Source organism: Pseudomonas sp. GW821-FHT02H09 (assembly GCF_059421425.1).
This window is the reverse complement of the sequence record NZ_JBWKVA010000004.1, coordinates 226,328-252,704: the sequence shown is the minus strand read 5'-3', so window position 1 is coordinate 252,704 and position 26,377 is coordinate 226,328. Positions and strand designations below refer to the sequence as shown.

The 26,377-nt window shown below is 62.3% G+C and carries 10 protein-coding genes and 2 pseudogenes; 6 read left to right on the top strand and 6 right to left on the bottom strand.

The window, feature by feature from the left end; all coding sequences use genetic code 11:
* The gene (locus AC07VR_RS07335; RefSeq protein ID WP_494994851.1) at positions 1 to 1,200 is read right to left on the bottom strand and encodes a methionine gamma-lyase; all 1,200 of its coding nucleotides are present in this window, start codon (positions 1,198 to 1,200) and stop codon (positions 1 to 3) included.
* Positions 1,201 to 1,324: 124 nt separating this feature from the next.
* On the opposite strand from AC07VR_RS07335, the gene AC07VR_RS07330 reads away from it, so the two are divergent.
* The 4 genes and pseudogenes from AC07VR_RS07330 to AC07VR_RS07315 form a co-directional block, all read left to right on the top strand.
* Positions 1,325 to 1,804 (top strand): Lrp/AsnC family transcriptional regulator, encoded by a 480-nt coding sequence (locus tag AC07VR_RS07330; protein WP_495010864.1) that lies wholly within the window; start codon positions 1,325 to 1,327, stop codon positions 1,802 to 1,804.
* Between the two features lie 239 nt (positions 1,805 to 2,043).
* On the top strand, positions 2,044 to 5,487 hold the full coding sequence (locus AC07VR_RS07325) for an adenylate/guanylate cyclase domain-containing protein (protein ID WP_495010863.1): 3,444 nt from the start codon (positions 2,044 to 2,046) through the stop codon (positions 5,485 to 5,487).
* 117 nt (positions 5,488 to 5,604) lie between these two features.
* Positions 5,605 to 6,654 (top strand): patatin-like phospholipase family protein, encoded by a 1,050-nt coding sequence (locus AC07VR_RS07320; protein ID WP_494994854.1) that lies wholly within the window; start codon positions 5,605 to 5,607, stop codon positions 6,652 to 6,654.
* Between the two features lie 17 nt (positions 6,655 to 6,671).
* A pseudogene (locus AC07VR_RS07315) lies at positions 6,672 to 6,770 on the top strand (restriction endonuclease); the annotation flags it as partial.
* A gap of 29 nt (positions 6,771 to 6,799) precedes the next feature.
* On the opposite strand, the gene hisN reads toward AC07VR_RS07315, so the two are convergent.
* Positions 6,800 to 7,591, bottom strand: coding sequence for a histidinol-phosphatase (gene hisN / locus AC07VR_RS07310; protein WP_495010862.1), 792 nt, complete (start codon positions 7,589 to 7,591; stop codon positions 6,800 to 6,802).
* A 526-nt stretch (positions 7,592 to 8,117) separates the two neighbouring features.
* Here hisN and AC07VR_RS07305 point away from each other — a divergent pair.
* Positions 8,118 to 8,951 (top strand): annotated as a pseudogene (locus tag AC07VR_RS07305) (type II toxin-antitoxin system HipA family toxin); the annotation flags it as partial.
* Between the two features lie 233 nt (positions 8,952 to 9,184).
* Here the strand turns inward: AC07VR_RS07305 and AC07VR_RS07300 are convergent.
* Positions 9,185 to 10,888, bottom strand: a complete 1,704-nt coding sequence (locus AC07VR_RS07300) for an ABC transporter ATP-binding protein/permease (protein WP_495010861.1) — start codon at positions 10,886 to 10,888, stop codon at positions 9,185 to 9,187.
* A gap of 106 nt (positions 10,889 to 10,994) precedes the next feature.
* Between AC07VR_RS07300 and fhuF the strand changes: the two genes are divergently transcribed.
* Positions 10,995 to 11,741, top strand: a complete 747-nt coding sequence (gene fhuF, locus AC07VR_RS07295) for a siderophore-iron reductase FhuF (RefSeq protein ID WP_495010860.1) — start codon at positions 10,995 to 10,997, stop codon at positions 11,739 to 11,741.
* Here fhuF and AC07VR_RS07290 read toward each other — a convergent pair.
* Genes AC07VR_RS07290 through AC07VR_RS07280 form a run of 3 tightly spaced genes read right to left on the bottom strand, consistent with a single transcriptional unit; the run spans position 11,732 to position 26,359 of the window.
* Positions 11,732 to 13,375: a cyclic peptide export ABC transporter gene (locus AC07VR_RS07290; protein ID WP_495010859.1), complete on the bottom strand. Its 1,644-nt coding sequence runs from the start codon at positions 13,373 to 13,375 to the stop codon at positions 11,732 to 11,734. The genes fhuF and AC07VR_RS07290 overlap by 10 nt on opposite strands.
* A complete protein-coding gene (locus tag AC07VR_RS07285; protein WP_495010858.1) occupies positions 13,372 to 17,199 on the bottom strand; it encodes a non-ribosomal peptide synthetase in 3,828 nt (1,275 codons plus the stop codon). The genes AC07VR_RS07290 and AC07VR_RS07285 overlap by 4 nt, the downstream gene beginning before the upstream one ends.
* Positions 17,200 to 17,257: 58 nt before the next feature.
* Positions 17,258 to 26,359: an amino acid adenylation domain-containing protein gene (locus AC07VR_RS07280; RefSeq protein ID WP_495010857.1), complete on the bottom strand. Its 9,102-nt coding sequence runs from the start codon at positions 26,357 to 26,359 to the stop codon at positions 17,258 to 17,260.
* Positions 26,360 to 26,377: the final 18 nt, after the last annotated feature.

Sequence of the window (26,377 nt, the reverse complement as noted above, 5' to 3'; positions counted from 1 at the left end):
TTAAGCGCAGGCGTCCAGGGCCTGGGTGACGTCGGCCAGCAGGTCGGCAATGTCTTCCAACCCCACCGACAAGCGCACCAGCCCCTCGGAAATACCGTGGCGAGCGCGCTCTTCAGGGGTGTAGGTGGAATGGGTCATGCTCGCCGGGTGCTGGGCCAGGGATTCGGCGTCCCCCAGGCTGACCGCGCGGCTGAACAGCTCCAGGGCGTTCATGAAACGCTTACCGGTGACCAGTCCACCCTTGAGTTCGAAGGCGATCATGCCCCCAGGCAATTTCATCTGCCGGGACGCCAATTCGTATTGGGGGAAGGAGGGCAGGCCGGGGTAAGTCACCCACTCGACGGCCGGGTGGTCCTGCAAATATTGGGCAACCACCTGGGCGTTGCTGCAATGGCGTTCCATGCGCAACGACAGGGTCTTGAGCCCGCGCATCAGCAAAAAGGCGTCCTGGGGCGACATCACCGCGCCGGTCAGATCCTTCAACCCTTGCAGACGAATCCGGTCCGCCAGTACCTGGCTGGCAACCACGATACCGGCGGTGATGTCGCCATGGCCGCTGAGGTACTTGGTGGCCGAATGCACCACCACGTCGGCGCCCATGTCCAGCGGTCGTTGCAGGTAGGGGGTGCAGTAGGTGTTATCCACCACCAGGGTGACATCCCGGTGTTCACCGGCGATTTCGGCCACCGCCGTGATGTCGACCAACTGCATGTTCGGGTTGGCCGGGGATTCGAAATAGATCATGCGCGTGGCAGGGCCGATGGAATCGCGCAGTTCGGCCAGGTTGGACATGTCGACATGGCGCACCTTGACGCCAAACTCGCCGATACCGTGGTGCAGCAGGGCGAAGGTGCAACCGTACAGGGTACGGTTGACGATGATCTCGTCACCGGGCCGCAGCAGGGTCCAGAAGGTCGCGGCAATGGCGCCCATGCCGGAGCTGAAGGCCACCGCCGCTTCGCCGTTTTCCAGGGTCGCCATGCGCGACTCCAGCAGTGCCAGGGTAGGGTTGGAAATACGCGTGTAAAAATGCCCGCGTTCTTCGCCGGCAAAACAGCCGGCGCCGTATTCGGCGGTGGCGAAGGCGAAGGTGGAAGTGAGGTAAATCGGCGGAATCAGTGCGCCGTTGTTGTCCAGCGGGTTGTAGCCGTGATGGATCGCACGGGTGGAAAAGCCAAGGTCATTGTTTTTATTGTTCATGGTGAACGCTCCCGGATTTCCTACAATGCTATGCTCAATTTCAACGCGATAAATTCCAAACTGGCCCATGAATAACGGGTAATTTGGAATAAATACCCATAAAAACAAGATAGAGAGGCAAGACATGCCTGTTGGCCTGGATCGTACCGACAAAGCCCTACTCATCGCCCTGCAAGGCAATGCCCGACTGACCATCGCCGAACTGGCCGACAGCGTTGCCCTGACCACCTCGCCGTGCTGGAGGCGGGTCAAGATCCTCGAAGAAAACGGGGTGATTAGCGGCTACCAGGCGATTCTTTCGCCCAAGGCCCTCGGCTACGGTGTCACCGCGTTTGTCAGCGTGATGATGGAATCCCACTCCCAGGACACGGCCAGAACCTTCGAACAGCGCCTGCTGGAAATCCCGGAAATCGTCGCCTGCCACAACGTGTCGGGGCGCTACGATTTCCTGCTGGAAGTGGTGGCCAAGGACCTGGAGTCCTTCGGCGAGTTTGCCCGAGAGGTGCTGCAAACCTTGCCGGCGGTCAAAGAGATCTACTCCAGTTTTTCGTTTAAATCGGTCAAGCCGTCGCGGGTGATCCCGGTGCTTGCCGCTGCGAATTAACCAAAGCGTCACTCAATAGAGTGGCGTTTTTGTTTGTGCGCGATTTATGCCTGGCGTCCGGTTTCTCGTCTGACCCGCTTCATGGCAACGCATTGCCTCAATGCGGCGGGAGGGTTGGAATTCACAAGTCACCTGAGGCATAGGTACCAAGGGAGAGACTCTCATCCGGTCGCGTCTTGCCGCCAGCGGGTTCGGCGCCTAATGTTAAGAAGCAGGCACCAGGCAAGGGAGGAGGTCGTATGCGCTGCGCAAACTGCGGATTCGAGAATCCCTCCGGGGCCAGCTTCTGTGAAGCGTGCGGCACCAGGCTGTTTCGCAGCTGTCCGCGTTGTGGCCACGAGGCGGGCCTTGGCGCCAAATTCTGCAGTGAATGCGGCGCACCGCTAACCGATGCGCCTGCCGCGCCATCACCGCGTCCCATGCCTGCTTCAGGGCCTTCTCCAGCGCCCATTCATTACACGCCCCATTACCTTGCCGAGCGCATCCGCGCCGAACAGGCGGCCATGGAAGCCCGGGGCGAGACCGCCGGTGAACGCAAGACCGTCACCGCGCTGTTTGCCGACATGGCCGGCTCCATGGCGCTGATCCACGACCTCGATCCGGAAGAGGCCCAGAGCCTGATCGAGCCTGTCGTCGCGTTGATGATGGAAGCCGTCCACTACTACGAAGGCTACGTGGCCAAGACGCTGGGTGATGGCATCCTTGCGCTGTTCGGCGCACCCATCGCCCATGAAGACCATCCGCAGCGGGCGCTGTATGCGGCACTGCGTATGCAGGAGGCGATACACCGACATGGCGACCGTATTCGTCTGGAGAAAGGCATTCCGCTGCAAATCCGCGTCGGCATCCACACCGGAGAGGTCGTCGTGCGTTCGATCCGCACGGACGATTTGCATACCGATTACGATCCGGTGGGGCACACGATCCACATTGCGTCCCGGATGGAGGGAATCGCCGCGCCATCGTCGATCCTGGTGAGCGAGTCCACCTACAAGCTGGCAGAGGGCTATTTCGAGTTCAGGACTCTGGGGGCCACCCAGGTCAAAGGCATCCCCGAGCCGCTCGTCGTGTACGAGGTTCAGGGTATCGGCGCGCTGCGCACGCGCCTGCAACTGGCGGCACATCGCGGACTGGCCAGGTTCGTCGGCCGCCAGGTCGAGCTCGACCACCTGCATCAGGCGCTCGATCAGGCCAAGGCGGGCCGCGGGCAGGTCGTCGCGGTGGTAGGCGAGGCCGGGGTCGGGAAGTCGCGGCTGTTCCATGAGTTCAAGGAACGCTCGCGGCGCGGCTGTCTGGTGCTGGAGACATTCTCGGTGTCGCACGGCAAGGCCTTTGCCTATTTTCCGCTCATCGAGCTGCTGAAAAACTACTTTCAGATCACTGCCCTGGACGACGAACGGCGGTGCCGGGAAAAGGTCATGGGCAAGGCCCTGACGCTCGAGCGCAGTTTCGAGGAGCTCGTGCCCTACCTGCTCTATCTGCTGGGTATCGGCGAGCGCAGTTCGGCGCTCGCGGAAATGGATCCGCAGATCCGGCGTGATCGCATGTTCGACGCGATTACGCAGCTTCTGGCGCGCGAGAGTCGCGATCAGCCGATCGAACTGCTGTTCGAGGACCTGCAATGGCTGGACCGCGAGACCGAAGCATTCCTCGCGTGCCTCATCGACCGCGTGGCGAGTGCTCCGATCCTGCTCCTGGTGAACTATCGGCCCGAGTATCAGCCTGCGTGGACGCACGCGGGTCATTGCAGCCTGCTGCGGCTCGAACCGCTGGGCCCGGCCGAAGCCCAGGGACTGCTCGCGGCCCTGCTTGGGGACGATCCCACCCTCGTCCCCCTCAAACAGCTCATCCTGGAGAAGACCGAGGGCAACCCTTTCTTCATGGAGGAAGTGGTGCAAACGCTGGTCGAGGAGAAATCGCTGCTCGGCGAACCCGGCCGTTACCGGATCGAGCAAACTCCGGCTGCGCTGCATATTCCCACCACCGTGCAGGGTGTGCTCGCCGCCCGTATCGACCGGCTCCCCGTTGCGCAGAAGGAATTGCTGCAGACGCTCGCCGTCATCGGCAAGGAGTTTGCGTTCAGTCTGATCCAGCGCATCTGTGAGGGCGCGCGGATGGACGACGATTTGCGCGATCTGCTGGCCCGACTGGAGGCCGCGGAGTTCATTTACCAGCGGCCCGCATTTCCGGAGGTGGAGTATTCGTTCAAGCATGCGCTGACCCAGGAGGTCGCGGGCCACTCGCTACTCACGGAGCGGCGTAGCGCACTGCACGAACGCACGGCGCAGGCCATTGAGGCACTGTTCCCCGCCCGCATCGCGGATTACAGCAGCGAACTGGCGCACCACTACAGGCTGAGCGGCAATGTTCCGAAGGCCGTGGAATACCTGCAGCGTACCGGGCAACAGGCCCTCCAGCATTGCGCCCATCTCGATGCGATGCGTCACCTCGGTGCGGCGCTGGAATTGCTCGAGCATTTGCCAGACACGCCCGCGCGTGCTCATCAGGAATTGACGTTGCTGCTCTGCCTGGGGCCGGCCTTGATGGCCGTGCGCGGCTATGGTGCGCCCGAGGTGGAGGCCACCTACACCCGTGCACTGGCGCTATGTGCGCAAGTAGGCGACGACGCGCTTTTCCCTGCGCTGCTGGGGTTGCGGATGTACTACGAGTTGCGTGCGCAATACTCAACTGCATGCGAACTGGGTGAGCGATTGCTCAGTGTTGCGCAAACTGCGCAGAATCCGGACTTGCTCGTGGGAGCCCATGCCGCACTCGGGGCGACCTTGCTTTTCCAGGGTGATCTGCGCAATGCCCTTGAACACCTGGAGCGGGCGCGTGACCTCTACAACCCGGACCGTCATCACACATATGCCATTACGTACGGCATGGATCCGGGCTACACCCTGACATTTTCGGCCTGGTGCCTTTGGTACTTGGGTTTCCCCGATCAGGCAAGCACGCGCAGCCGGGATGCCCTTGCTCTGGCCAACAAGATTTGCGACCCGTTCAGCCTGGCCTTCACCCTGTCTGCTACGTCGATACTGGGACAGTTTCGGCACGACGTACGACTCGCCGAAGAGTGTGCTGATGCCGCCATCAAGCTTTCACTCGAACAAGGGTTTCCGTTTTATTTGGCGTGGGGAAATATTCTCCAGGGTTGGGCTCGCGCCGAGCAGGGAAACATTGACGAAGGAATCGCTCAGATAACCCAGAGTATCGCCACTTACCAGGCAGCCGGAGCAGAGCTTGGATGTTCTTATTTTCTGGCCCTGCTGGCCACAGCTCACGGACGCGCCGGGCAACCGCAGGCTGGACTGGATGCCGTGACCGACGCTCTGGCGATGGTGAACCGAACAGGTGAGCACTTTTACGAAGCAGAACTGTACCGGCTCAAGGGAGTTCTTACCCTCCAATGTCCGGGCGAAGACGGACAGGATTCTTCCGTGCAGCAGCAAGCGCAAGCATGCTTTCAAAAGGCGATCTCGATCGCTCGACTACAAGGGGCAAAGTCACTCGAGCTACGAGCCACAGTGAGCCTTGCTCAGCTATGGGAAACACGAGACAAGGAGGCGGCCAGGCAGATGCTGGCCGACATCTATAGCTTCTTCACCGAAGGCTTTGACAGCGTTGATTTGCTACAAGCCAAGGCGCTGCTCGATGCATCAACACCAAACGGGGGGTGAACGATCGATGACGCATGGCGCGCAATGGAGCATCGGCGTGTCGTCGGCGAGCGCGTGACGAGGAGAGGCGCCGCAACAAGTTCTCGATTCGACTCAGCACCGACGAGGAGATCAAGAATGACCACGAAGAACGCAAAGCCTCGGGGCGGTGACGAGCGTAAGCCGGTCGCGCTGGCTTTGCAGGGCGGCGGGATGCACGGTGCGTTCACCTGGGGCGTGCTCGATCGGTTGCTCGAGGACGGCAGGCTGGCCATTGAAGGGGTGAGCGCAACCAGTGCCGGCGCGATGAATGCCGTCGTGCTGGCCTATGGCATGCTGCAGGGTGACGAGGCCGGCGCACGCCAGGCGCTGCACGATTTCTGGTACGCCGTGGCGCAATCCGCCGAGCGTCATAACCCGTTGCGCTGGATGCCATGGCTGAAAGGGACCCACAGCTTCGGACTGGACCATTCGCCCATGTATGCGTTCGCGGACATGGCGCTTCGTATCTTCTCGCCTTACCAGTTCAATCGCCACAACTTGAATCCGCTGCGGGAGGTGCTGGAGAGTCAGATCGATTTCGCCGCCTTGCGAAAGCAATGCCCGCTCCACCTCTATCTGTGCGCGACCAATGTCGAGACGGGGAAGATACGCATCTTCTCGGGCGAGGACGTCTGCGCCGAGGCAGTGCTAGCTTCGGCCTGTGTGCCGACATTGTTCCAGGCGATCACGATCGACGGCCAGCACTACTGGGATGGCGGTTATATGGGAAACCCGGCCATTTTCCCGTTGATCTACCACTGCAATACGCGCGATGTAGTGATCGTCCACATCAACCCGCTCGTCCGCCCGGGCGTGCCCATTACAGCTGTCGACATTCTCAATCGCATCAATGAAATCAGCTTCAACTCGTCGCTGATGCGTGAGATGCGCACCATCGCCTTTGTCACCGACCTCATCCAGCAAGGCAAGGTCGATCGCGACGAGATGAAAGAGATGCTGATCCACTCCATTCGGTCCGACGAGGCAATGTGCGCGCTCAGCGTGTCCAGCAAGTACAACGCGGGCTGGGACTTCCTTTGCGGACTGCGCGACAACGGACGATGCGAGGCCGAGGCGTGGCTCACGGAGAACTACCGGAATATTGGCGAACGGTCGAGTATCGACATCCGAAAGGAATTTCTTTGAACACCGCCATCAGACGGGAAAAGGTGGCCGCGGCCGACTCGCGTTATCGGGTGCTGGAGGGCGCTTTTACCTCCATTCGCCAGGCGATGATGGCTGTGCCTCGTCTGCGTGAAGCGGAAACGCCCCGGGCGGACCTGCTTTTCACTTAGCCGGCATGCTGTAGCAGCTCAATCAGCCGGGCATGCAGCGCGGGATCTCCGCAGGCCACGACGGTGCCGCCGTTTTGCGCGGTACTTCCATCCCAGGCCGTCATACGGCCACCCGCGGCCTCGATGATCGGGATCAATGCCTGTACGTCATAGGGCTGCAGTGCGGCCTCGACGATCACATCGACGAAGCCGGAGGCCAGCATGCAGTAGGCGTAACAGTCACCGCCAAAACGGACCAGCTGCGCCTGGCTGGCCACCTGTTCAAAGGCGTTTTTTCGTTCGATTGTGTCGAACATATCGGGTGTCGTGCACATCAGCCGCGCGGATGTGAGCTGGGAGCAGGCGCGGGTTTTCAACGCTGTGCCATTGCGCCAGGCACCTTGTGCGCTGCCGATGTACCGCTCACCGGTGAACGGCTGATTCATCACCCCTAATACCGGGCGCTGGCCATCGTTGAGTGCGATCAGCGTGCCCCACAGGGGCAGCCCGGTGACGAAGGCCCGTGTGCCGTCAATCGGGTCCAGGACCCAGGTCAGTTCGCTTTCTCCAACGTAGACACCTTCCTCTTCACCGAGGATTCCATGCGTGGGGTAGCGGTTGCGGATCAGTTCACGCATGGCCTGCTCGGCCGCCTTGTCGGCCACGGTGACGGGGTCGAACAACCGGCCACCTTTGTCCTGTACTTCGATTGCCGTGCGGAAGTAGGGCTCAATGGCCGCGGCAGCAGCTTGCGCCAGTTGCCCGGCGAAATTCAGGTACTCATCGAGCTGATCGGTAGTGAGTGGCATCGGGGCGCACCTATATCCAGGTTGATTGATGAAGACTGCTGAAATGGCTCATTTTAATAGGGCTCTAGTGGCCTGTGTGGCTAGTTCGTTAGCTCAAATTCGGATGCCGGCGGCCCAGAGCCAAGGCGCTGTGACGAGTCATAGCCCGCTATGGCGAGGAACAGCAACGCAGGATATGGGCTGCTGGCGCCGAAGTTGACTAACAGAACTAGCCACACAGGCCACTAGATCAATGGCTTCAGGCCAAAAACTATTAGAACTGCCCCCCCGCATTTGCCCCCGATTGCACGCCGTACTCTGTTCGCTCCCTCCGGCTCGGGCAAGACCGCCACGCTCAACAACTTGCTCAATCAGGTCACGGCGGTGTATCGGCCGCGGCTGTTCATCGTTGAGGCCGGGAAGGTGCTACCAGCAGGGCGAATCTTCCCACAAATAGTATTAATTCCAATAAATTGTGGGTACGGCAGGAAATACCTAAATAAGACACAAATTCAGGGAATTACGCGCCTTGAGCTGGATTGTGGTTGAGGTTCAGGAAGTTCTCAATGGTGAAGGTGGGGAATTCCTGCAGACGTTGCTACTGGTGGGGGGCTCGCCTCAAGGTGCCAGGCCAAAGGCGTTGGCCTATCGCGATCCTCAAACTGGAGCCTTTACCACCGCCGCCAAGCCGGGCTATGAAGCCTGGCTGATCAAGTTCCCGGCAAAAGAAGAACATCCCGAGGTGTGTGCTATCGAAATGGTCTATGCCGAGTGCTTGCGCATGTGCGGCATCCAGACCCCGGACACGCAGCACTTCAGTCTGCCCAACGGGCTGGCAGCCTTCGCGAGTAAACGCTTTGATCGTATAGACGGTCAGCGCGTGCCCATGCAAAGCCTTGCAGCCTTTACCGGGGCCGACTACAAGTCACCGGGGTCCTTGGACTATGTCAACTTCTTGCGTGCGACACAGATGTGCACCAACGATGTGCGAGAGAAAGCTATCGCCTTCGAGCGTGCCATCTTCAATGTCGCGTTCAACAACCGAGATGACCACCCCAAAAACTTCGCCTACGTCATGTCGCCGTCCGGTGCATGGCAGCTGGCGCCGGCCTACGACGTGACTTTCTGCGAGGGACCGGGCGGTTATCACCAGATGGACGTGATGGGCGAGGCCTTGGAGATTGACCGAGACGCGATGCTCAGACTTGCAGACGAAGCGGAGGTCTCAGTGGAGACTGCTGGCGGCATCATTGACAGGATTTGCCGCGTCGCTAGCCAGTTTGCGACCATCGCCGAGAACATGTACCCACGCGCGATCACCCAGGACACCCTGGATACCATTCAAGGCCGAATCGACGAGAACATCGACCAGCTGCGCTAACGCCACTGCTCGCCTACAACTTCAAACGGGTGTTGAACCTTCGGGGCGGTAACGCCCTGATGGCAGCGATGAAGGTCTGAAGTGAGTTGATGGCCCTCTGTACTCATTGCAGGGCATGACGGAAATCTCAGCCTGGAAAACAGCCTCCACCTGACCGGTGAGCCAGGCGTGCGCGTAACTCACTCGGAGGGCAGGAAATCGGCCCTCCATCTGGATGACCAGCACCGGCGACCTCAGAATTCCAAAGTGGTGGCGGGGATTAGTTTGGATGCGGCGGATGAAGCAGTGGGCACTACGTCAATCACGCGGGTGTGGTAGGCAGTGAGGCTTTCACGATGGCCGATGCTGACCAGCGTGATATTGGTGGCCGCCAGCGCTTCGTACAATCGTCGCTCGGCATCGTCGTCCAGGCCCGATGTGGCTTCATCGAGGAACAGCAACGGTGGCCGAATCAATAATGCGCGGGCCATGGCCAGACGCTGTTGCTCGCCGGGGCTCAGGCGCCGGCTCCAGTCATCGGTGCCGTGCAACGGCAGATGCTGCAACTCTGCCAGTTTGAGTACTTCTTCCAGGTGCGTTTCATCAATGTCGATTGCGCTGGCCTCGCCCTGTTGATGCAAGAGTTCATACAGGGAACCACTGGGTAGATAAGGCCGCTGCGGCAGAATGAGCAGGCCATCGCGGTCCAGTTCGGCGCGACCCTGGTGCCGTGGCCACAATCCCGCCAGTGAGCGCAGCAGGGTGGTCTTGCCCACGCCGGAAGGGCCACGCAGCAGCAGCCGTTCGCCGGGTGCCAGTGTCAGCGTCAGCGTTTCGAACAGCGGTAAACCGTGCTCATTCAACGGTGCAAAGTCATGCAACCGCAGGCCGGCTGTACGACGGGTAACGGGGTCGACCGGGGCGGGCAGTGCGTCGAGTTCACGCCAGAAACTGCACAGGCGCGCCTTGGTCGCGCGCCATTCGGCGATTTGCGGGTAGCTGTGAATCAGAAACGACAGCGAGGCCTGTATTTCGCCAAAAGCCGAAGCGATCTGGGTCAGTTGCCCCAGTTGAATCTCCCGCGAGAAGAAGCGCGGTGACACCAGCAACAGCGGCAAGGTAAAGGCGAATCGCTCATACGCTGCATTGATGCCCAGCAGGTGTTTTTTCGAGCGAACCAGCTTGCCGTAGTTGCTCAGCAGCAGTCCCAGTTGTCCCAATAACTGCTTGCTTTCCCAACCCTGACCACGGGAAAGGGCGACATTTTCGGCGTCTTCACGCAGACGCGTCAGGCCGAAACGAAAATCCGCCTCACGACGTTGTTGCAGGAAATTGAGCCCGATCAGCGGTCTGCCGATCCAGTGCGCGATGCCGCTGCCGATCACGGCGTAGATCAAGGCGAGCCACAACATATAGCCGGGGATGGCGACGGCATGCCCGGCGACTTCGAATTCCAGGGTGCCGGAAATGCGCCACATGATCATGCTGAACAGCACCACCAGAATGATCGCCTGAAGCAGGTTCAGGCCCAGGTCCAGGGTCTGCTCGACGAAGATCTTGCAGTCCTCGGCAATGCGCTGATCGGGGTTGTCGTAGGTCACGCTGTGAAAACGGCTGCGGTAGTAGCGCTGGTTGTCGAGCCACTTGGCGAGAAAGGCCTGGGTGAGTTTTTCTCGCCAGTTGATCAGCAGTCGTTGTTGAACCTGGAATTTGGCCATGGTGCAGGCGATGAAGGCGACGTCCAGCACCAGCAACTCCACGACGTGATAACCGAACGCGGCGGCATCCAGGCTTTGCAACGAGTTGTAAAAGCCCAGGCTCCACTCGTTCCAGCGCACCTGGATCGCAATGATCCCGGCCACCGCCAGCATGGCCAGGGCGAGAGTCAGCCACGCGCGACGACGACCTTCAGCCGACCAGTAAGGCGCGGCCAGTAACTTCATATCATGGATGAACATCAGAGCGTCCTGCCTGGCAAACTCGGGGGGTGACCCGCCGTGTTGAGTCTTCGGAATTCAAAAAACGTGGTAGGTTAACAGTTCTCAAACTCAGTTACGAAGCCTCATGACGTCTCTTCAAGCCACCGCCCGAATGCTCGACGAAGCCCTGCTCGATCAGTTGTTTCGTTTCGAAGGCGCCTTTCTGCGCAGCACATGCCGATTGAGCAGCCACGTTGAAGGTCGTGGGTTGATTGAGTTTCGCGATCCGCAAACCTGCACTGAATTGTTGGGCCTTTACGCCCACTACTATCCCGCTGCGCCTCGGGCCGCGCTGGTGTCGCAGTGGTCGATGGATTTGATCTGCGTGACGCTGGCCTTGCCGTTGGCCGCCGCTGCGCAAAATCTGCGTTGTAGCGTGCGTGATCCCCATGTGGCGCTGGAAAACGGCATGCCCGTGGCTCAGGTGTTTGCCGCCGGCGAAGTACTGCCGTTGAACGACCCGTTGGGCTTCGCGCAACAACTGCTGACTGACGACATGGCGCCTCTCGTGCAGGCACTGGCCAGCGCCGGGCGGGTAGCCCAGCGCTTGCTGTGGAACAACGTGGCGGCCGCCATCGATGTCGCGCTCGATTACTTCCAGATGCCGCACGCGCCGCAATGGCGCGATCATCTGTTCCGGGAGCGGCACTGGGCCGATGGCACGCGCAATCCGCTGTACGGCTTCCTGCAACTGGCCCCCGGCCCGAGCGGCGTCCCGTTGCTGATGCGCAAGGTGTGCTGCTTGCACCACCAACTCGGTGATGCGCGCCCGTACTGCGACAACTGTCCGCTGGTGCCGGGCGCTGGCATCACAGCGCCTCATCAGGCATAAGCCGCATGGGCTTCGACCTGGGTCAGACGGCCGTTCTCGACTTTCAGTACCCGGTCGGCCTGTTGGAAATAAGCGTCGTCGTGGGTGATCACGATCACGGTTTTGCCCCGGGCCTTTAGTTCCGGCAACAGCTCCATATAGAACACGCGCTTGAAGGTCGGATCCTGGTCGGCGGCCCATTCATCGAACAGATAAAATGGCTTGTCGTCCAGATAGGCCGATACCAGCGCCAGTCGCTTGCGTTGACCCGTGGACAGCTCCACGGTAGAAAAGCGGTCGTCGACGATGCTGACTTTATGCCCCAGCCCCAGGGCTTTCACATAACGGGTAGCCTCGGCGGTGCGGTGTTCGGCGTCCGGGCCGTCCTCGCCCAGCAGATGTTCGAATAGATGGAAGTCGGCGAACACGGCGGCAAAGTGCTGACGGTATTGCTCGCGGTTGTCGTCGTCCACTTCCACGCCGTTCAGCATTACACAGCCGGTTTCCGGTGCATAAAGCCCAAGCATCAGCATTGACAGCGTGGTCTTGCCACTGCCGTTGCCACCCACCACAAACACCAGTTCGCCCTGTTCAAGCGCCAGGTCCACCGGCCCGAGCATGAAGGGATGATCCTCGTGTTCGCCGGGATAGCGGTGGCATACACCGTTGAGCAACAGGCGCATCGGACCTTCACTGGCGAATACGTTACCGACCGGTGCGGCCACCTGGGCTTCGGTGCTCAACTCGGCATCCAGTTGGCGAATGCGGTTCAGCGCGATACTGGCCTGACGCAACGAGGGCAGGGCGATCATCAGGTCGGATATCGGCCGCACCAGATACAGCAACGTCACGGTGAAACTGGTCAGCACGGTGATCGGTTGCGGCAGCCAGAACGGCACGACAAACAGCAGCACGCCAAGGTTGAGGTAGAACAGCAGCGTGCCGAGGTTGGCCACCACCGAATACCCGGCCATGCCGCGCAGGAACCGCACGCGAAACTCATTGGCGCCCGGACGGATGACCCGCTCGACGAAGGCTTCGCCACGGGCGTTGTTCAGCTGCAATTCCTTGCTGCCTTCGATCAGGCTGCGAAAGTGCTGGTAGAGCACATCCTTTTGTTGCCGCACCCGTTCCAGATGGCTCAGCGGCCCGCGTTCGGCCAAGTGAAACGCCACCAGACCGACCAGCAAAAACAACGCCAGAATCGCCAGCAACGACCACGACAGCCAGGCCAGATAGGCAAAGCACGCCAGGGTCACCACAGCGTTGACGAACAGCAGCGGCACCCACTCGAACGCCGCCGTAAAGGTGTGCACGTCTTCGGTGAGGATCACCAGCAAACGGTGTTTGCCCATGCCTTGCAGGCGTTTGAGCGGGGTCGCGAGTAGCTTGCGCGACAAGTCGATGCGCATCTGGAAAATCGCGCTTTGGGTCAGGTGCAGCAGCGACAACTCCGAGCAAAGTTTGCTCACCAGCATGCCGGCACACAGCCCGAAAAAACCCAGGGCCAGTTCCGGCAATTGCTGCGGGTTGGCCAGCCCGCGGTTGATCAGGATCACCAGCCCCGCACTGGCCAGACCGCCCAGTGCGCCGGTGATCGAGGCTAGTGCCAGCAGGCGTGCCGATTGGCGGTAGAGATAAAGAATCAGGTTCATGCGACGGTTTCCGTCGAGGCCACGGCCAGCGACTTGTTGAGTTGTTCATGGAAGGTGGATTGCCCGAGGATCGTGTCGTGATCGGCGGCGACCTGATGATGACAGGTTCGTTGGCTGATCGCGTCCCACTGCGCCGGCAGGGTCGGGCGCTCGACGAGGGTCTGTTCGGCCCACCACAGATGCAGGGTGGCACGCACGGTGGGCACTGAATAGCCGTTGACCCAACGGCGCGCGTCGGCCATCACCTTCAAGGTTTTCTCGACGTACGCCAGCGGTGCATTGAGGCTCAGGCTGTTGGCGCTCGACCATTGCAGCAGAGCGAAACGCAATTGATCCACGCGACCCAGCTCAGCAGTGGCTGTGCGCAGTTCCGTCAAACGTTCCGGGGCGAGTGCGGTCAGTCGTTGGCGACCGTCGCTGCTCAGCTCTTGTTGCACGATGGTGTATAGCGCATCCCACGCCAGCGATTCGTCCTCGGCGTGGAAGGTGCTATCGAACAATCCCAACCACTCAACCGTTTGCCCTTGCGCCTCCAGTTGCCGGGTCAGCTCCAGCGCGAGCAATCCGCCCATGGACCAACCGCCCAGGCGATACGGACCCTGAGCCTGAATCTGGCGGATCTGTGGCAAGTATTCGCTGGCCAATGCAACGAGGTCCTGGTTGCGCAGCGATTCGGGCAGCGCAATGCCATACACCGGCCTGTCCTTCGGCAATCCGGCGACCATCGGCACATAGTGATGAACCCCGCCCGCAGGCTGGTGCAGGCAAAACAGCGCTGGCTGTCCTGCTTCGCCGGCCTGCAAGGTAATGACCGTCGTATGGTCGTCGGGCTGGGTAATCTGTCCGGCAAGCCCGATCAACGTCGGGTGCTGGAAGATCACGTTGACCGGCACTTCAATGCCGAGCGTGGCGCGCAACCTGGCGGTCATGCGCACCACCAGCAACGAATGGCCGCCGAGGGCGAAAAAGTCGTCGTGGCGACCGATCACTTCGGCCTCCAGCAGCTCTTGCCACACCGCCGCGAGCACCTGTTCGACATGTCCTTCGGGCGCTGCGTAAGCCGCGAGGCTGCGGTTTGGCGCACGGGCCAGCAAGGCACGATGGTTGACCTTGCCATTGGCGGTGCGCGGCAGTTGCGCCAGCCACTGAATGTCGGCGGGAATCATGTGCGCCGGCAACAGCGCCGCCAGGGATTCGCGCACGGCACTGGCCTGAAGTTGAGTGGTCGATTCGATGAAAGCACGCAAGCTCGGCTCGGCCTGGGTGGTGTCCAGCAACACCACCGCCAGTTTGGCGCTGCTGACGTTGCACAGCGCGGTTTCGATTTCGCCCAGCTCGATACGGTAACCGCGCAGTTTGATCTGCGAGTCGGTGCGCCCGAGGAACCGCAGTTGTCCGTCCAGATCCTGCCAGGCGAAATCGCCGCTGCGATACAGACGCTGACCGTCGAGGGATGGATGACCGGCCCGGATGAATTTCTCGGCGGTCATCTGCGGCAGGCCCAGATAACCTTCGGACAAGCCGGGTCCGGCAATGTGGATTTCACCCTTGATCCCTCGGGTCACAGGGGCGCCGTCGCTGTCGAGCAAGTACACCCGAGTGTGGGCAATGGCGCGGCCGATGGGCACAGTCGCCGCGTCTTGATCGGGCTGGCAGAGCGCGACGGTACTCCACACCGACGCCTCCGTCGGACCGTATTCGTTGTACAGCTGTGCACCGGGTTGGCGGCGATAGTGGCTGTCGACCAGCGCTGGTGGGCAGCTTTCTCCGGCGACGATCGTAGTGTTCAGCGGACTCGGGGCATCGCCCAATTCGTCCAGTATCAACGCGTACAACGAAGGCAGGGCCAGCAGGTGCGACACGCCGTGGCTGCGGATCAATCGGGCCAGTTGTAGCGGGTCTTTCTGTTCGGTTTCGCTGGCCAGGTGCAGGCAACCGCCCTGGGCCAGGCTCCAGAACAGCCCGGCGATGGAACTGTCGAAGGCGAACGACGACAGCAGCAGGAAGCGTTCCACCGGATGCGGATACCCCGTCAGCCGAGCCGCCAGCGAATGCAGGGCGTTGGCATGGCTGATGATCACGCCCTTGGGTTGGCCGGTGCTGCCAGAGGTATAAATCAGGTAGGCCGGTTGATCCCGTGAGACTGTCGGCTCGTCCCGTAACGGCACTGTCGGCATCGCTTGATCAATCGCCAGTGCGCTCGGTTGCCAGTCTGCTGGCAGGTCTTGCACACGGGAGTGGTGGGTCAGCACCAGGCGTGCCTGGCTGTCGCGCAAAATATGTTCGATGCGCTCGGCGGGATACGCCGGATCGATCGGCACATAACAGGCACCGGCGCGCAGAATCGCCACCAGCGCCACCACCGCACCGATGTCGCGCGGCAGAAAGTGTGCGATCCGCGCTCCGGGTTCCAGGCCTTGGGCGAGCAGTTGCTGGGTGAGGGCGCTGACGCGCTGATCCAGCTCGGCGTAGCTCAAGGTGCCGCTCGGCCCGGTGACTGCCGGGCGTTGGGCGTTAGTGGCCGAGCCCTGAGCGAAGCAGGCGGCCAGGTTGGGCAGGGCGAAGGTGGCGGCATAAAGTTGTTCTTGCGCCGGGCTGAGGGGCGGCGAAGTGGCCAGTGCGCCGGTCACGCGTTGTTGCTCGGCCGCGCTGCAGGTCGACAGCCGGCTCAGGCTGGCGGACGGTTCACGCAGGCTGTGCTCGATCACGCTCAGCAATTGCTCGGCGAGGAGCTCGACATGGGCTGGCGTGTAGAGCGCAGCGTCAAAATGAAGCGACAAACCACTGGCCGTACGCGGCTGATACTGCAACAACAGCGCACAACCGTCGGTGACGCTGTCGGCCTGTTCGATCTGCCAACCGGCATCATTCAGGGCGCTGTGCGGCACGACCGCGAGTTCGCGAAAACCCACGCCGGACAGCGACGGTACGTTGCTCAAGTGGCTCGGGTAGCTGTCCCGGGCATCATTGAGCAGGCCGACGCGCTCGGTCAGTTGCTGGCACGACGCGGCAAACGATAGCTCGGGTGCGGTGTCGAGTGTCAGCGGCAACGGTTCGGAAAAAAGGCCGAGGGCATCGCCCAACACTTCCGGGCGCGCCTGGTTCTCATAGGCCAGCGTCAGGCGCTCGGCTTCGCTATAGCGCTGCCACAAGGTTAACCAAGCGGCGAGCACGACCGTCCCTGCACTGACGCCGAGACTGGCCGCCTGCTGATCGAGGCGATGCAGGCTCGAGTCGTCGAGACTCAGTTGCAAACGGCCAGGGTTGATCAGCCCGGTGGGCGCCGAGTTTTGGCGCTGCCAAGGCAACGGCACGTCTGCGACCACCGCGTTGAACTGCTCATCCCAGAACTGCCGGCCCTGATCGTCCACCGACTCCAGACGCCAGGCAGCATAGTCGGCGTATTGCAGCGGCGGCTCTTGAGGCGCTGCTTGCAAATAGCCCCGCGCCCATTCTTCGCTGAGGTAGCCCAGGCTGGTGCTGTCCAGATGCAAGGCCGGCAGGTGCAAGGTCGCTGACTGGGTGTCCACGTGCAGTTCTATGCCCAGCGCCTGCCAATCATCAATCGAATCGTCGATCACCTGCATCGGCAACGACAGGCCCGGCAGTTGTTGATAACGGGTACGCAGAATTTCGTGGCGCTGCATCAACGCCAGCAAACTGGTTTTCAGCCGTGAGCTGTCCAGTGGTTGTTCGCTGCGAATGCGCAGCGTGGCCCGCTGCGCTGACGGAGCCAGACGAGTTTGTTGCAGGCGCCACAGGTGCGCCTGTTGCGGCGACAGTTCGAAGCCTTCGAATGGCGTGTCTTCGTGAGTCTGAGTCATGCTGAGACCTGTACAAAAAAGTGGGACATGAGTGCTAGGGTCGACGGGCCGAAGGCAATCATTGTTCGGCATCCTTCACGACACTGCGGCGACGGGCCTGGCCCAGGGTGCTCTGACGCGCGCTGCCGGCTTCACGCAGCGCGGCTTGAGCCTGATCGCGGCGGGTCTGTTGCAGTTGATTGAGAGGCAGCAGCAACTGGGCGACGCTGGTGTCGGCGTTCAGGACGAGTTGCTCCAGCAGGCAGACGAACAGGCTGTCGAGCAGTTCGATGTAGGCACTGGCGTAACGCCCGGTGTCGTAGTCGTACACCACCAGCAGGCCTTCGCCGTCATCCACGACGTTGATCAGCAGGTCCACATCCGAGGCCTGAGGTTCCAGTTCTCGCTCGCTGATCGCCAGCCCCGGCAGATGCAGGTCCTGCTGACGGGTGTTCTGTACCACCAGTTTGACCTGGAAGAACGGCGTGTGACGTGCGTCCCGCTGCGGCAGCAAATCGGCCACCAGGGCGTCGAACGGCAAGTCCTGATGGGCAAAGGCATCCAGTGCGACGCGGCGGGCATCTCGGAGCAACTCATCGAACGTTCGCTGCGGCGTGACGCGGCAACGCAGAACCAACTGGTTGACGAAGAAGCCGACCATGTCTTCGGTTTGTTGCTGATGACGGTTGGCGATGTCGGTGCCCACCAGCAGGTCTTCGCGCCCGGTTTGCTGATGCAGCAACACGTTCAGCGCACTGTGCAGCACCATGAATGGCGAAGCCTCGCGAGCCGTGGCCAACTCGCCGATGGCCCGGGCCAGCGACGCCGGCAGGCGACTGCGATGACGCGCGCACCCGCCGTGGTCGCGGGGCTGGGCGCCCGGCAACAACAGTGGCGCCGGGGTGGCTTGCAACTGCTGGCGCCAGTAGGCCAGTTGTTGTTGCCAGACCGGACCCGGCAGGTGCGTGCGTTGCCACACGGCGAAGTCGGCGTATTGCAGGGCCGGGGTGGCTATGCAAGGAGCGGCGGTGCCGAAACCGATGTAGTCCGTGGCCAGTTGGTCCACCAGTTGTGCAATCGACCAGGCGTCCACCGCAATGTGGTGCATGGCGATGGCCAGCACATGAGTCTGCGCGTCCAGTTTCAGCAACCGCGCCCGAATCAATGGCGCCTGCGTCAGGTCGAACGGTTGGCCGAAGACCTCGGCCAATTGCGCCTGGATGGCCGGCTCCTGTTCGTGCGCCAGGACATGTTGCAGGTCGGTGACCGGCAAGGCAAACGCCTGCGCCACTTCGATCCGCTGCCACGGTTCGCCATGATCGCTGTGCACGGTGCTGCGCAACACTTCATGGCGGGCGATCAGTTGTTCGAACGCCAGGCGCAAGGCTTCGACATTCGGCGCCCCGGTCAAGGTCAGAGCGAACGGAATGTTGAAACCGCTGGAGCCAGGGTTCAGTTGCTCAAGGAACCACAACCGCTGTTGGGCAAACGACAACGGCAGCGGTTGCGAACGGTCTGCCACGGTGATCGCCGGCAGGGCCAAAGGCGCCCCCTGCAAGCGAGCGCTGTCGATGGCGCGTGCGAGGTTTTCCAGCACCGGGTGATCGAACACCGCACGCAACGGCAGGTCCACGGCGAGCTGGCTGCGAATCCGCGAGACCACCAGCGTCGCCAGTAGCGAGTGTCCGCCGAGGGCGAAGAAATTGTCGTCGGCACCAATCGCCGACACGTTGAGAATCTGTGCCCAGATTGCACCCAGTTGCTGCTCGGTGTCGCTGCTCAGCAGTCGTTGTTCGCTCAGGTCGCTACTGTCCAGCGCACGTGCGGTCAGCAGTTTGCGGTCGACCTTGCCGTTGGCGTTCTGCGGCAGTGCTTCCAGTTTTTGCCAATGCGCCGGCACCATGTACGACGGCAGACGTTGGGCCAGCCATTCGCGCAGCACCGCCACCGGCGTGTCGTCGCCGGTCCAGTACGCGACCAGTTGCAAGTCGCCTCGAAGGTCGGCATTGACGATTACCACTACCGCTTGCACGGCAGGATGACGACCGAGGTGATCTTCGATTTCACCCAGTTCGATCCGGTGGCCACGGATTTTCACCTGCTGATCGCGGCGACCGAGGAACTCGATCACCCCGTCCGCACGCCAGCGTCCCAGGTCACCGGTGCGGTAGAAACGCGCACCGGGTTCAAACGGATGCGCGACAAACGCGGCTCGGGTTTTCTGCGGATCGTTGAGATAGCCGCGACCGACGCCGACACCGCCGACGCAGATTTCCCCCGGTACACCCACTGGCACGGGCCGCAACGCGGCGTCCACCAGGTACAGATGATTGTTGGCGGTCGGCCGGCCAATCGGCATGGCAGTGCCGCCTTCTTCAGGCACAGAAGTCAGCGGGTGGAACGCCACGTCATCCGAGCACTCCGCCGGGCCATAGGCATTCATCAGCGGCACATGGGCAAAGCGGCTCAGCCAGGCCTGGGCCAGCGCCGGAGGCAGGGCTTCGCCGGTCGGCAGTAACCAGCGCAGCGCCAACAGTTGCGTGTCGGTGCGGGCGAGGTCGAGCAGGGCGCGGATCATCGTCGGCACGGCTTCGAGCACCGACAGTTGTTGGTTCTCCAGCGCTTGCAGCAGGCGTTCGGGGTCGTGGGCAATCACGTCCGGCAGGATGTGCACGGTGGCGCCGAGGATCGGTGCGGCGAGGAACTGCCAGACCGAAATGTCGAATGCCGGGGAGGCGGTCTGGGCAATTCGGTCCGCGCTCGACAGGCCCAGCGTCGGCACCTTGCCAAAGATGTTGTTGAGCATGCCCCGTTGTTCGACCATGGCACCTTTCGGCGTGCCGGTGGAGCCTGAGGTGAAGATCACATAGGCCAGATCATCAGGGCTGCCCGCCACGTTAAGTGGCGTTGCATCGCCCGCCAGCCACAGGGCTTCGGTGCGCAGGTGACTCGGGGTCGCGGAGCTGGAGGCCAGTGCCGGGTCGATAACCGAGTCGGCACTTTCGCTGGTCATCAGAATTGTCGCGCCAGACAGTTCGAGAATTTCGCTCAGGCGCTGTGGTGGATGCTTGATGTCCAGCGGCAAGTAGGCCGCGCCTGCCTTGAGTACGGCGATCATCATGCTCAGCAATGGCAACCCGCGTTCGGCGGCCAAGGCCACCAGCGTGTCACGACCGGCGCCGGTTTCGATCAGCGCACGAGCGAGACGATTCGAGCGCTGATCCAGTTCGGCGTAGCTCAGGCTGTTGGCACCACACACGGCAGCGATGCGCTGCGGATGCTGCGCCACTTGCCGGGCGAACAGCTCGGCGTAGGTTTGATCCAGCGGGAAGTCGAGTTCACTGCGGTTCCAGTCCACCAACAGTGTCTGGCGTTCTTCCGGCGTCAGCAGCGACAGCGTTGCCAGTGGCGCGTCAGGCTGCGCAACCATTTGCGTCAGCAACTGACGCAGGTGGCCGAGCATGCGTTGCACGGTATCGGTGTCAAAACGTGCGGCGTCGTAGGTCAGGCGAATGCCCAGGCGATCGCCGGGGTAGAGCACCACGGTCATCGGGTAGTTGGTGTGCACGCGGTCTTCGTAGATGTCGACGTTGAAGTCGACCTGGCGGTCCGACAGGCCGGCGTCGAACGGCGCGTTTTCGAACACCACCAGGCTGTCGAACAGCGAGCGACCGTGCTCGATTTCACTCCAGCGCTGGATGTCCACCAGCGGCGCATGTTCGTAGGCGCGCAACTCGAAGTTGTGCGCGAACAGCGCTTGTAGCCACGGCACCACGGTTTGCGAATCGTCGACCTTGACCCGCAACGGCAGGCTGTTGATGAACAGCCCGACGATGTCTTCCACGCCCGGCAACTCCGTCGGACGTCCCGACACCGTGACGCCGAACAGCACGTCGTCGCTGCCGCTGTAACGGGACAACAGCAAGGCCCAGGCGCCCTGAATCCAGGTGTTGGGCGTGAGCTGATGCTGTTGGCACAACGCGGTCAATGCACGGGTGTCGGCAATCGACAGGGTGACGTCCAGGTTGGCCACCGCTTCGACCGCTTGCTCGGTCACTGCCGGACGATCCACCACCAACGGCGTCGGTGCGCTGAAACCGGCCAGTTCGCGGGTCCAGAATTGTTCAGTGATGGACGTATCCTGGCATTGCAACCAATGGATGTAGTTGCTGAACGGCGGCAGCAACGGACGCGCCACAGGCTGGCCCAATACGCGTGCCTGGTAGTGGGCGAACAGGTCAGCCATCAACAGACCGAAGCACCAGGCGTCAGTCAGGATGTGATGAAAGCTGCGCACGATCAGGAACTCCTGATCGGCCACCTGGAATACCCGAAGGAAGGTCAGCGGCGGGCGACGCATGTCGAAACCGTGCCGGCATTCGGCGTCCAGCACGGCACCCAGTTGGCGCTGGCGGGTCGCTTCGTCGAGGTGACGCCAGTCGTACCAGGCGAATGCCGGGTCGGTGTCGTGGTAGACACATTGCAGCGCAGCCTTGCCGTCCTGCCACCAGAAGCCGGTGCGCAGCATCGGGTGCCGGGCCAGTTGCCGGGCCCAGGCGTATTCGATGGCGCTGCGGTCCAGTTCGCCGTCCCAGCGATAACGTTGTTGCATCAGGTAGATGCCGCTGTTGGGACGCAGCAGCGTGTGCAACAGCATGCCTTCTTGCATGGGCGACAGGGGCAGCAAGTCGTCGATGCCGGCCCAGTCGAAGTTTACACCCAAGGCTGTGAGGTCGTGGCCGGCGGCGCGGCACAACGGGAAGGCATGGACGCCCGGGATCGCTTGCTCGGCGTCGGCAGCGAGCAGGGCCAGACGCCGAGCAAGCGCCTCGGCCCAGTGTTCGGCGCCTGGGCCACGGCAATCGATTTGCAGTTGACCGTGTTGCAGGCTGACGGACAGGGTCAGCCCGGTGGCATCGACTGGCGCGCTGGTGGCGATAACCTCGCCCAACGGCCCTTCAGGGGCCTGCCATTCGCCGGCCATGACAATATGCACGGTTGGCTGCGGCAGGCTCAGCAGCGGTTCGCGCAAGTAGTCGTTGTCGGCCAGGTAACGCAGCACGCCGTAGTCGTCACCGGTGTGTGGGGCGGCGGCCAGTTGCGCGTCGATCTGGCCAAGTAACTGCGCGGCGTTGCCGGTGGGTGTCACGCTCAGACGCAGGGGAACGGCGTGGCTCAGCACGCCAATCACTGTGGCCGGGTCGAAGTCGGTGCGGCTCAAGGGACTGGTGAGCGGCAAACGGGCACGCTCGCAACGACCGCGATCCAGGGTCAGCCAGACGTCTTGTTCGGCACTTTGCTGCGCCAATTCTGTAGCGACGGCGGTGGCCACCAGCGATGCCCACGGTGCGTGACTGCGGCGTTGCAGCAGTTTCAGACGAGCGCTGAGTGGCGCCGAGATCTGCACGCGGCTTTCAGTCGCCACGTTGTCCTGCGTGGTTGATGGCAGGGTTTCACCGGCGTATTGCAGCCAGTATTCCCAGGCCGATTCCAGACCGTCTTCATCGCGGGCGCAGCGGTTTTGGTGTTCGGCCCATTCATCCAGATTACCGCCGTGACGCGGCAATTCGATCGCACGATCGTATTGCGCTTGAGCCACAGCCAGCGCCAGGTCGGTCATCAGCAAAGCCCAGGAACTGGCATCCAGACGCAGGGCGTGGGTAACCAACAGCACGGCGTCGCCCTGCGCCGACAGGCAGGCGTGCCAGCCTTCGCCTGCCACGTGGTCCAGCGTGGCCAGGGTGGTTTCGGCCAGCTCGGCCAGTGCGTTCGAGTCATCAACGTTCAGTGGCTGACAACTGGCGCTGACCGGTTTCGGCATGCTCGGCAGGCTTTGCGCCCAGCGGCCGTCCGCCTCTTGGGTCAGTCCCAGTTGCAGCGCACGGTGTTGCTGTTGCAGGGCCAATATCGCGCGGTTCAGCACCTCCAGGCTGATCGGCGCATTCAACGCCACACAGCGCCAGTCTGCCGCTAACGGGCCGGCTTCGAGGCGGGCGTGTTGGCCCGCGGTCAGCGGAACATTGCGTGCAACACTGCTGGTGTCCCGGCTGTAGTTCGCGCCTTGACTGATCACCGCAGAAATCTCGGCAATGGTGCGGTTTTCGAACAACTGCTTGGGCGTCAGCTTCATTCCGCGCTGGTGGGCGCGCGCGATGATTTGCAGGTTTAGAATCGAATCGCCGCCCAAGGTAAAAAAGTTGTCATGAATGCCGACGCGCTCAACTCGCAACACATCCTGCCAGATCTCGGCGAAAGCGATTTCCACCGCATCGCGCGGGGCTTCGTAGGTGTCCTGGCTGGTCGGGGCGTCGGGCAATGGCAGGCGAGCGATGTCCGCTTTGCCATTGGCGTTCAGCGGGATCGCATCCAGCGCGATGAAGTCCGCCGGCACCATGTAATCCGGTACGCGCAGGGCCAGGTCATAACGCAGTTTTTCGGTGGACATCGAGGTGCTGGCCACCAGCCAGGCGATCAGCCGCGGTGTCTCGTTGGCCGGTTGCACAACACGGACCAGCACTTGCTGAATGTTGCTCGACAGGCGTTTGATTTGCGCTTCGACTTCGCCCAGCTCAATGCGGTAGCCACGCAGTTTGATCTGGTTGTCGACGCGCCCGAGGAACGCCAGTTCACCGGATTCCAGCCAACGCACTCGGTCGCCGGTACGGTAGGCGCGGGGCAGGTCGGCAACGGCCGTGAAGCGAGCGGCGGTTTGCGCCGGATCGCCCAGATAGTCCATGGCCAAGCCTTCGCCGCCGACCCACAGTTCACCTGGCACACCGACCGGCACGGCGTGACCGTGGCTGTCGAGTACCCGCAGTTGGCGGTTCGGTTGCGGATGGCCCAGCGGTTGTACGCCGGCCAGTGGCTGGTCGATGCGCGACAGGCAAATGCCCACGGCGCTTTCGGTCGGGCCGTAGTGGTTGTAGACCGCCAGTTGCGGACTAAGCCCTCGGATCGCGTCGAGCAACGTACCTTGCAGCGCTTCGCCACCGAGCAACAAAGCGCGACGTGGCAGCAAGTTTGCGTCGGGGTGAGCGGCGAGCAAACCGTGCAAGTGGTTGGGCGTGAGCTTGACCAGATCCGGTGTGAACTCGGCAAAACACTGTGCCAGGGCGCTCGGGTCGGCGCGGGTGTCGTCGTCCACCAGCAACAGGCTGCCACCGCTGACCAGCGCACCGAACAACTGGGTGTAACCGAGGTCCGCCGCCAGGGTCGAGAGCAGCGCGTGGCGCCACGGTTGTTCCGCCTCGGCGCAACCCAACTCGGCGAGAATGCCCGTGATATAGGCGACGATGGCGCGGTGGGACAGGCGTACGCCTTTGGGCGTACCGGTGGAGCCGGAGGTGTAAATCACATAGGCGCAGGCCTGTTGATCCACTGCGGGCAGGTCGATGCCGGTGGCGCGGGCCGAGGCGTCGATCACCTGCGCCGCGGCGGTGTCGAAGGCCGGCGAGCCGATGATGAAGTCCACGTCGGCACTGGCCATCAGCGCACTCAGGCGCGAGGCTGGTTGGCCCAGGTCCAGCGGCAGGAAGCAAGCGCCGGCCTGCATCACCGCCAGCAGTGAGACCACTGTGTCGTTGCAGCGGGGCAGGGCCAGCGCTACGCGATCACCCTGTTGCAGGCCGCGCTGGCGCAAGGCGCTGGCCAGTCCGCTCGAGGCTTCAAGCAGTTCGCCGTAGCTCAAGACGCCATGGGTGTCGCGGACGGCTTCACGTTCGGGATGGCGGCGAGCCTGGGCAGCGATCAGTTCATGCAGCGGAGCATCAGGCAATTCGAGGGGCGCGCCGTTGCCCCAGGTCCAAGTCAGGCTCAGTTCTTGCGCCTGGCACAGCGGCACCTCGGCCAGCGGTCGATTGGCGTCGCGGCTCAGTTCTTCGAGCAGCACCACCAATTGCTCCAGCAGGCGGGCACCGGCAGCATCGGACAAGCGTTTGCGCTGATGCACCAGATGCAGCTGCAAGCTGTCGCCTTCCATCGATGCGATCAGTGACATCGGATAGTTGTTGCGCCCGCCGGTGTGGCGCGAAGGCGCGGTGTGGTCGGCGTCCGGCAGTCCGACGAGGCCATCGTCGATCTGATCCAGCTCCCGGGGGAACGGGAAGTTTTCAAACACCATGATCGCTTCGAACAACTCGCCACCGGGCGGCAGCGCGGTCAACGCCCGCAGACTGGCCAGCGGTGTGTGTTCGTGCTCGCGCATTTCGGCGTTCCAGTCCTGGATGCCCGCCAGCCATTGGCCAACGGTCGGTGCATCGTCCCAGCGCACCCGTAATGGCAAGGTGTTGATGAACAGACCGACCATGCGCTCGACGCCGCTCAGCCGCTGCGGACGCCCGGCCACGGTGACACCGATCAAGGCCTCGTCGCTACCGTTGTGGCGGCCCAGCAGGTAAGCGTAAGCCGCTTGCAGCAGGGTGTTGACGGTCAGGTTGTTGTCGCGGGCGAAACCGCTCAGGCGTGCAGTCGTTGCCGCATCCAGCACACGCAGATGTTCGGTGCAGGGCAGGTGCGCCTCCACCGGGTCGGCGAGCAGGCCGCGCGGGTCAGACTCGGGCACGCGGGTGGTGTTGGCGAAGTCCGCCAGGCGGCTGCGCCAGAACTCATCGGCGGATGGGCGTTCGCTGAGGTAGGCCACGTAATCCTGGAACGGGCGCACCGTTTCCAGCGCCGCGTGCTGCCCTCGACGTGCCGCGCGATACAGGTCGCGCCAGTCCGCCAGCAGCGAGCCGACGCTCCAGCCGTCGAGCAGCAAGTGATGGTGGGTCCACAACAACGACCAGTGGGCCTGGCCGTTTTGATCGTCCAGCCGCGCCAGGGTCAAACGCATCAGCGGAGCGGCACCCAGCTCGAAGGCCTGAGCGTGATCTTCCGCCGCCAGGGCTGCCAGCCCTGGCGGGTTGCCGCGCAAATCGACTTCGCGCAGCGGCAGATCGACTTCCTTGAGGATGACTTGATAGGCGTCGTCCAGCTCTTCCCAGAGAAACGCCGTGCGCAATACCGCGTGGCGTTGCATCAGGGCCAGCCAGGCCTGACGGAACGCGTCGAGGTCGAGCTCACCGGCCAGGCCGATGCTCATTTGCTGGTAGTAGACCCGCGACTCGGGCGCATAGGCCTCGTGGTACAGCAGGCCTTTTTGCAGTGGCGTTAGCGAATAGATGTTTTCGATTTGGTCATGCATGGCAGCAGTGTTCAATCC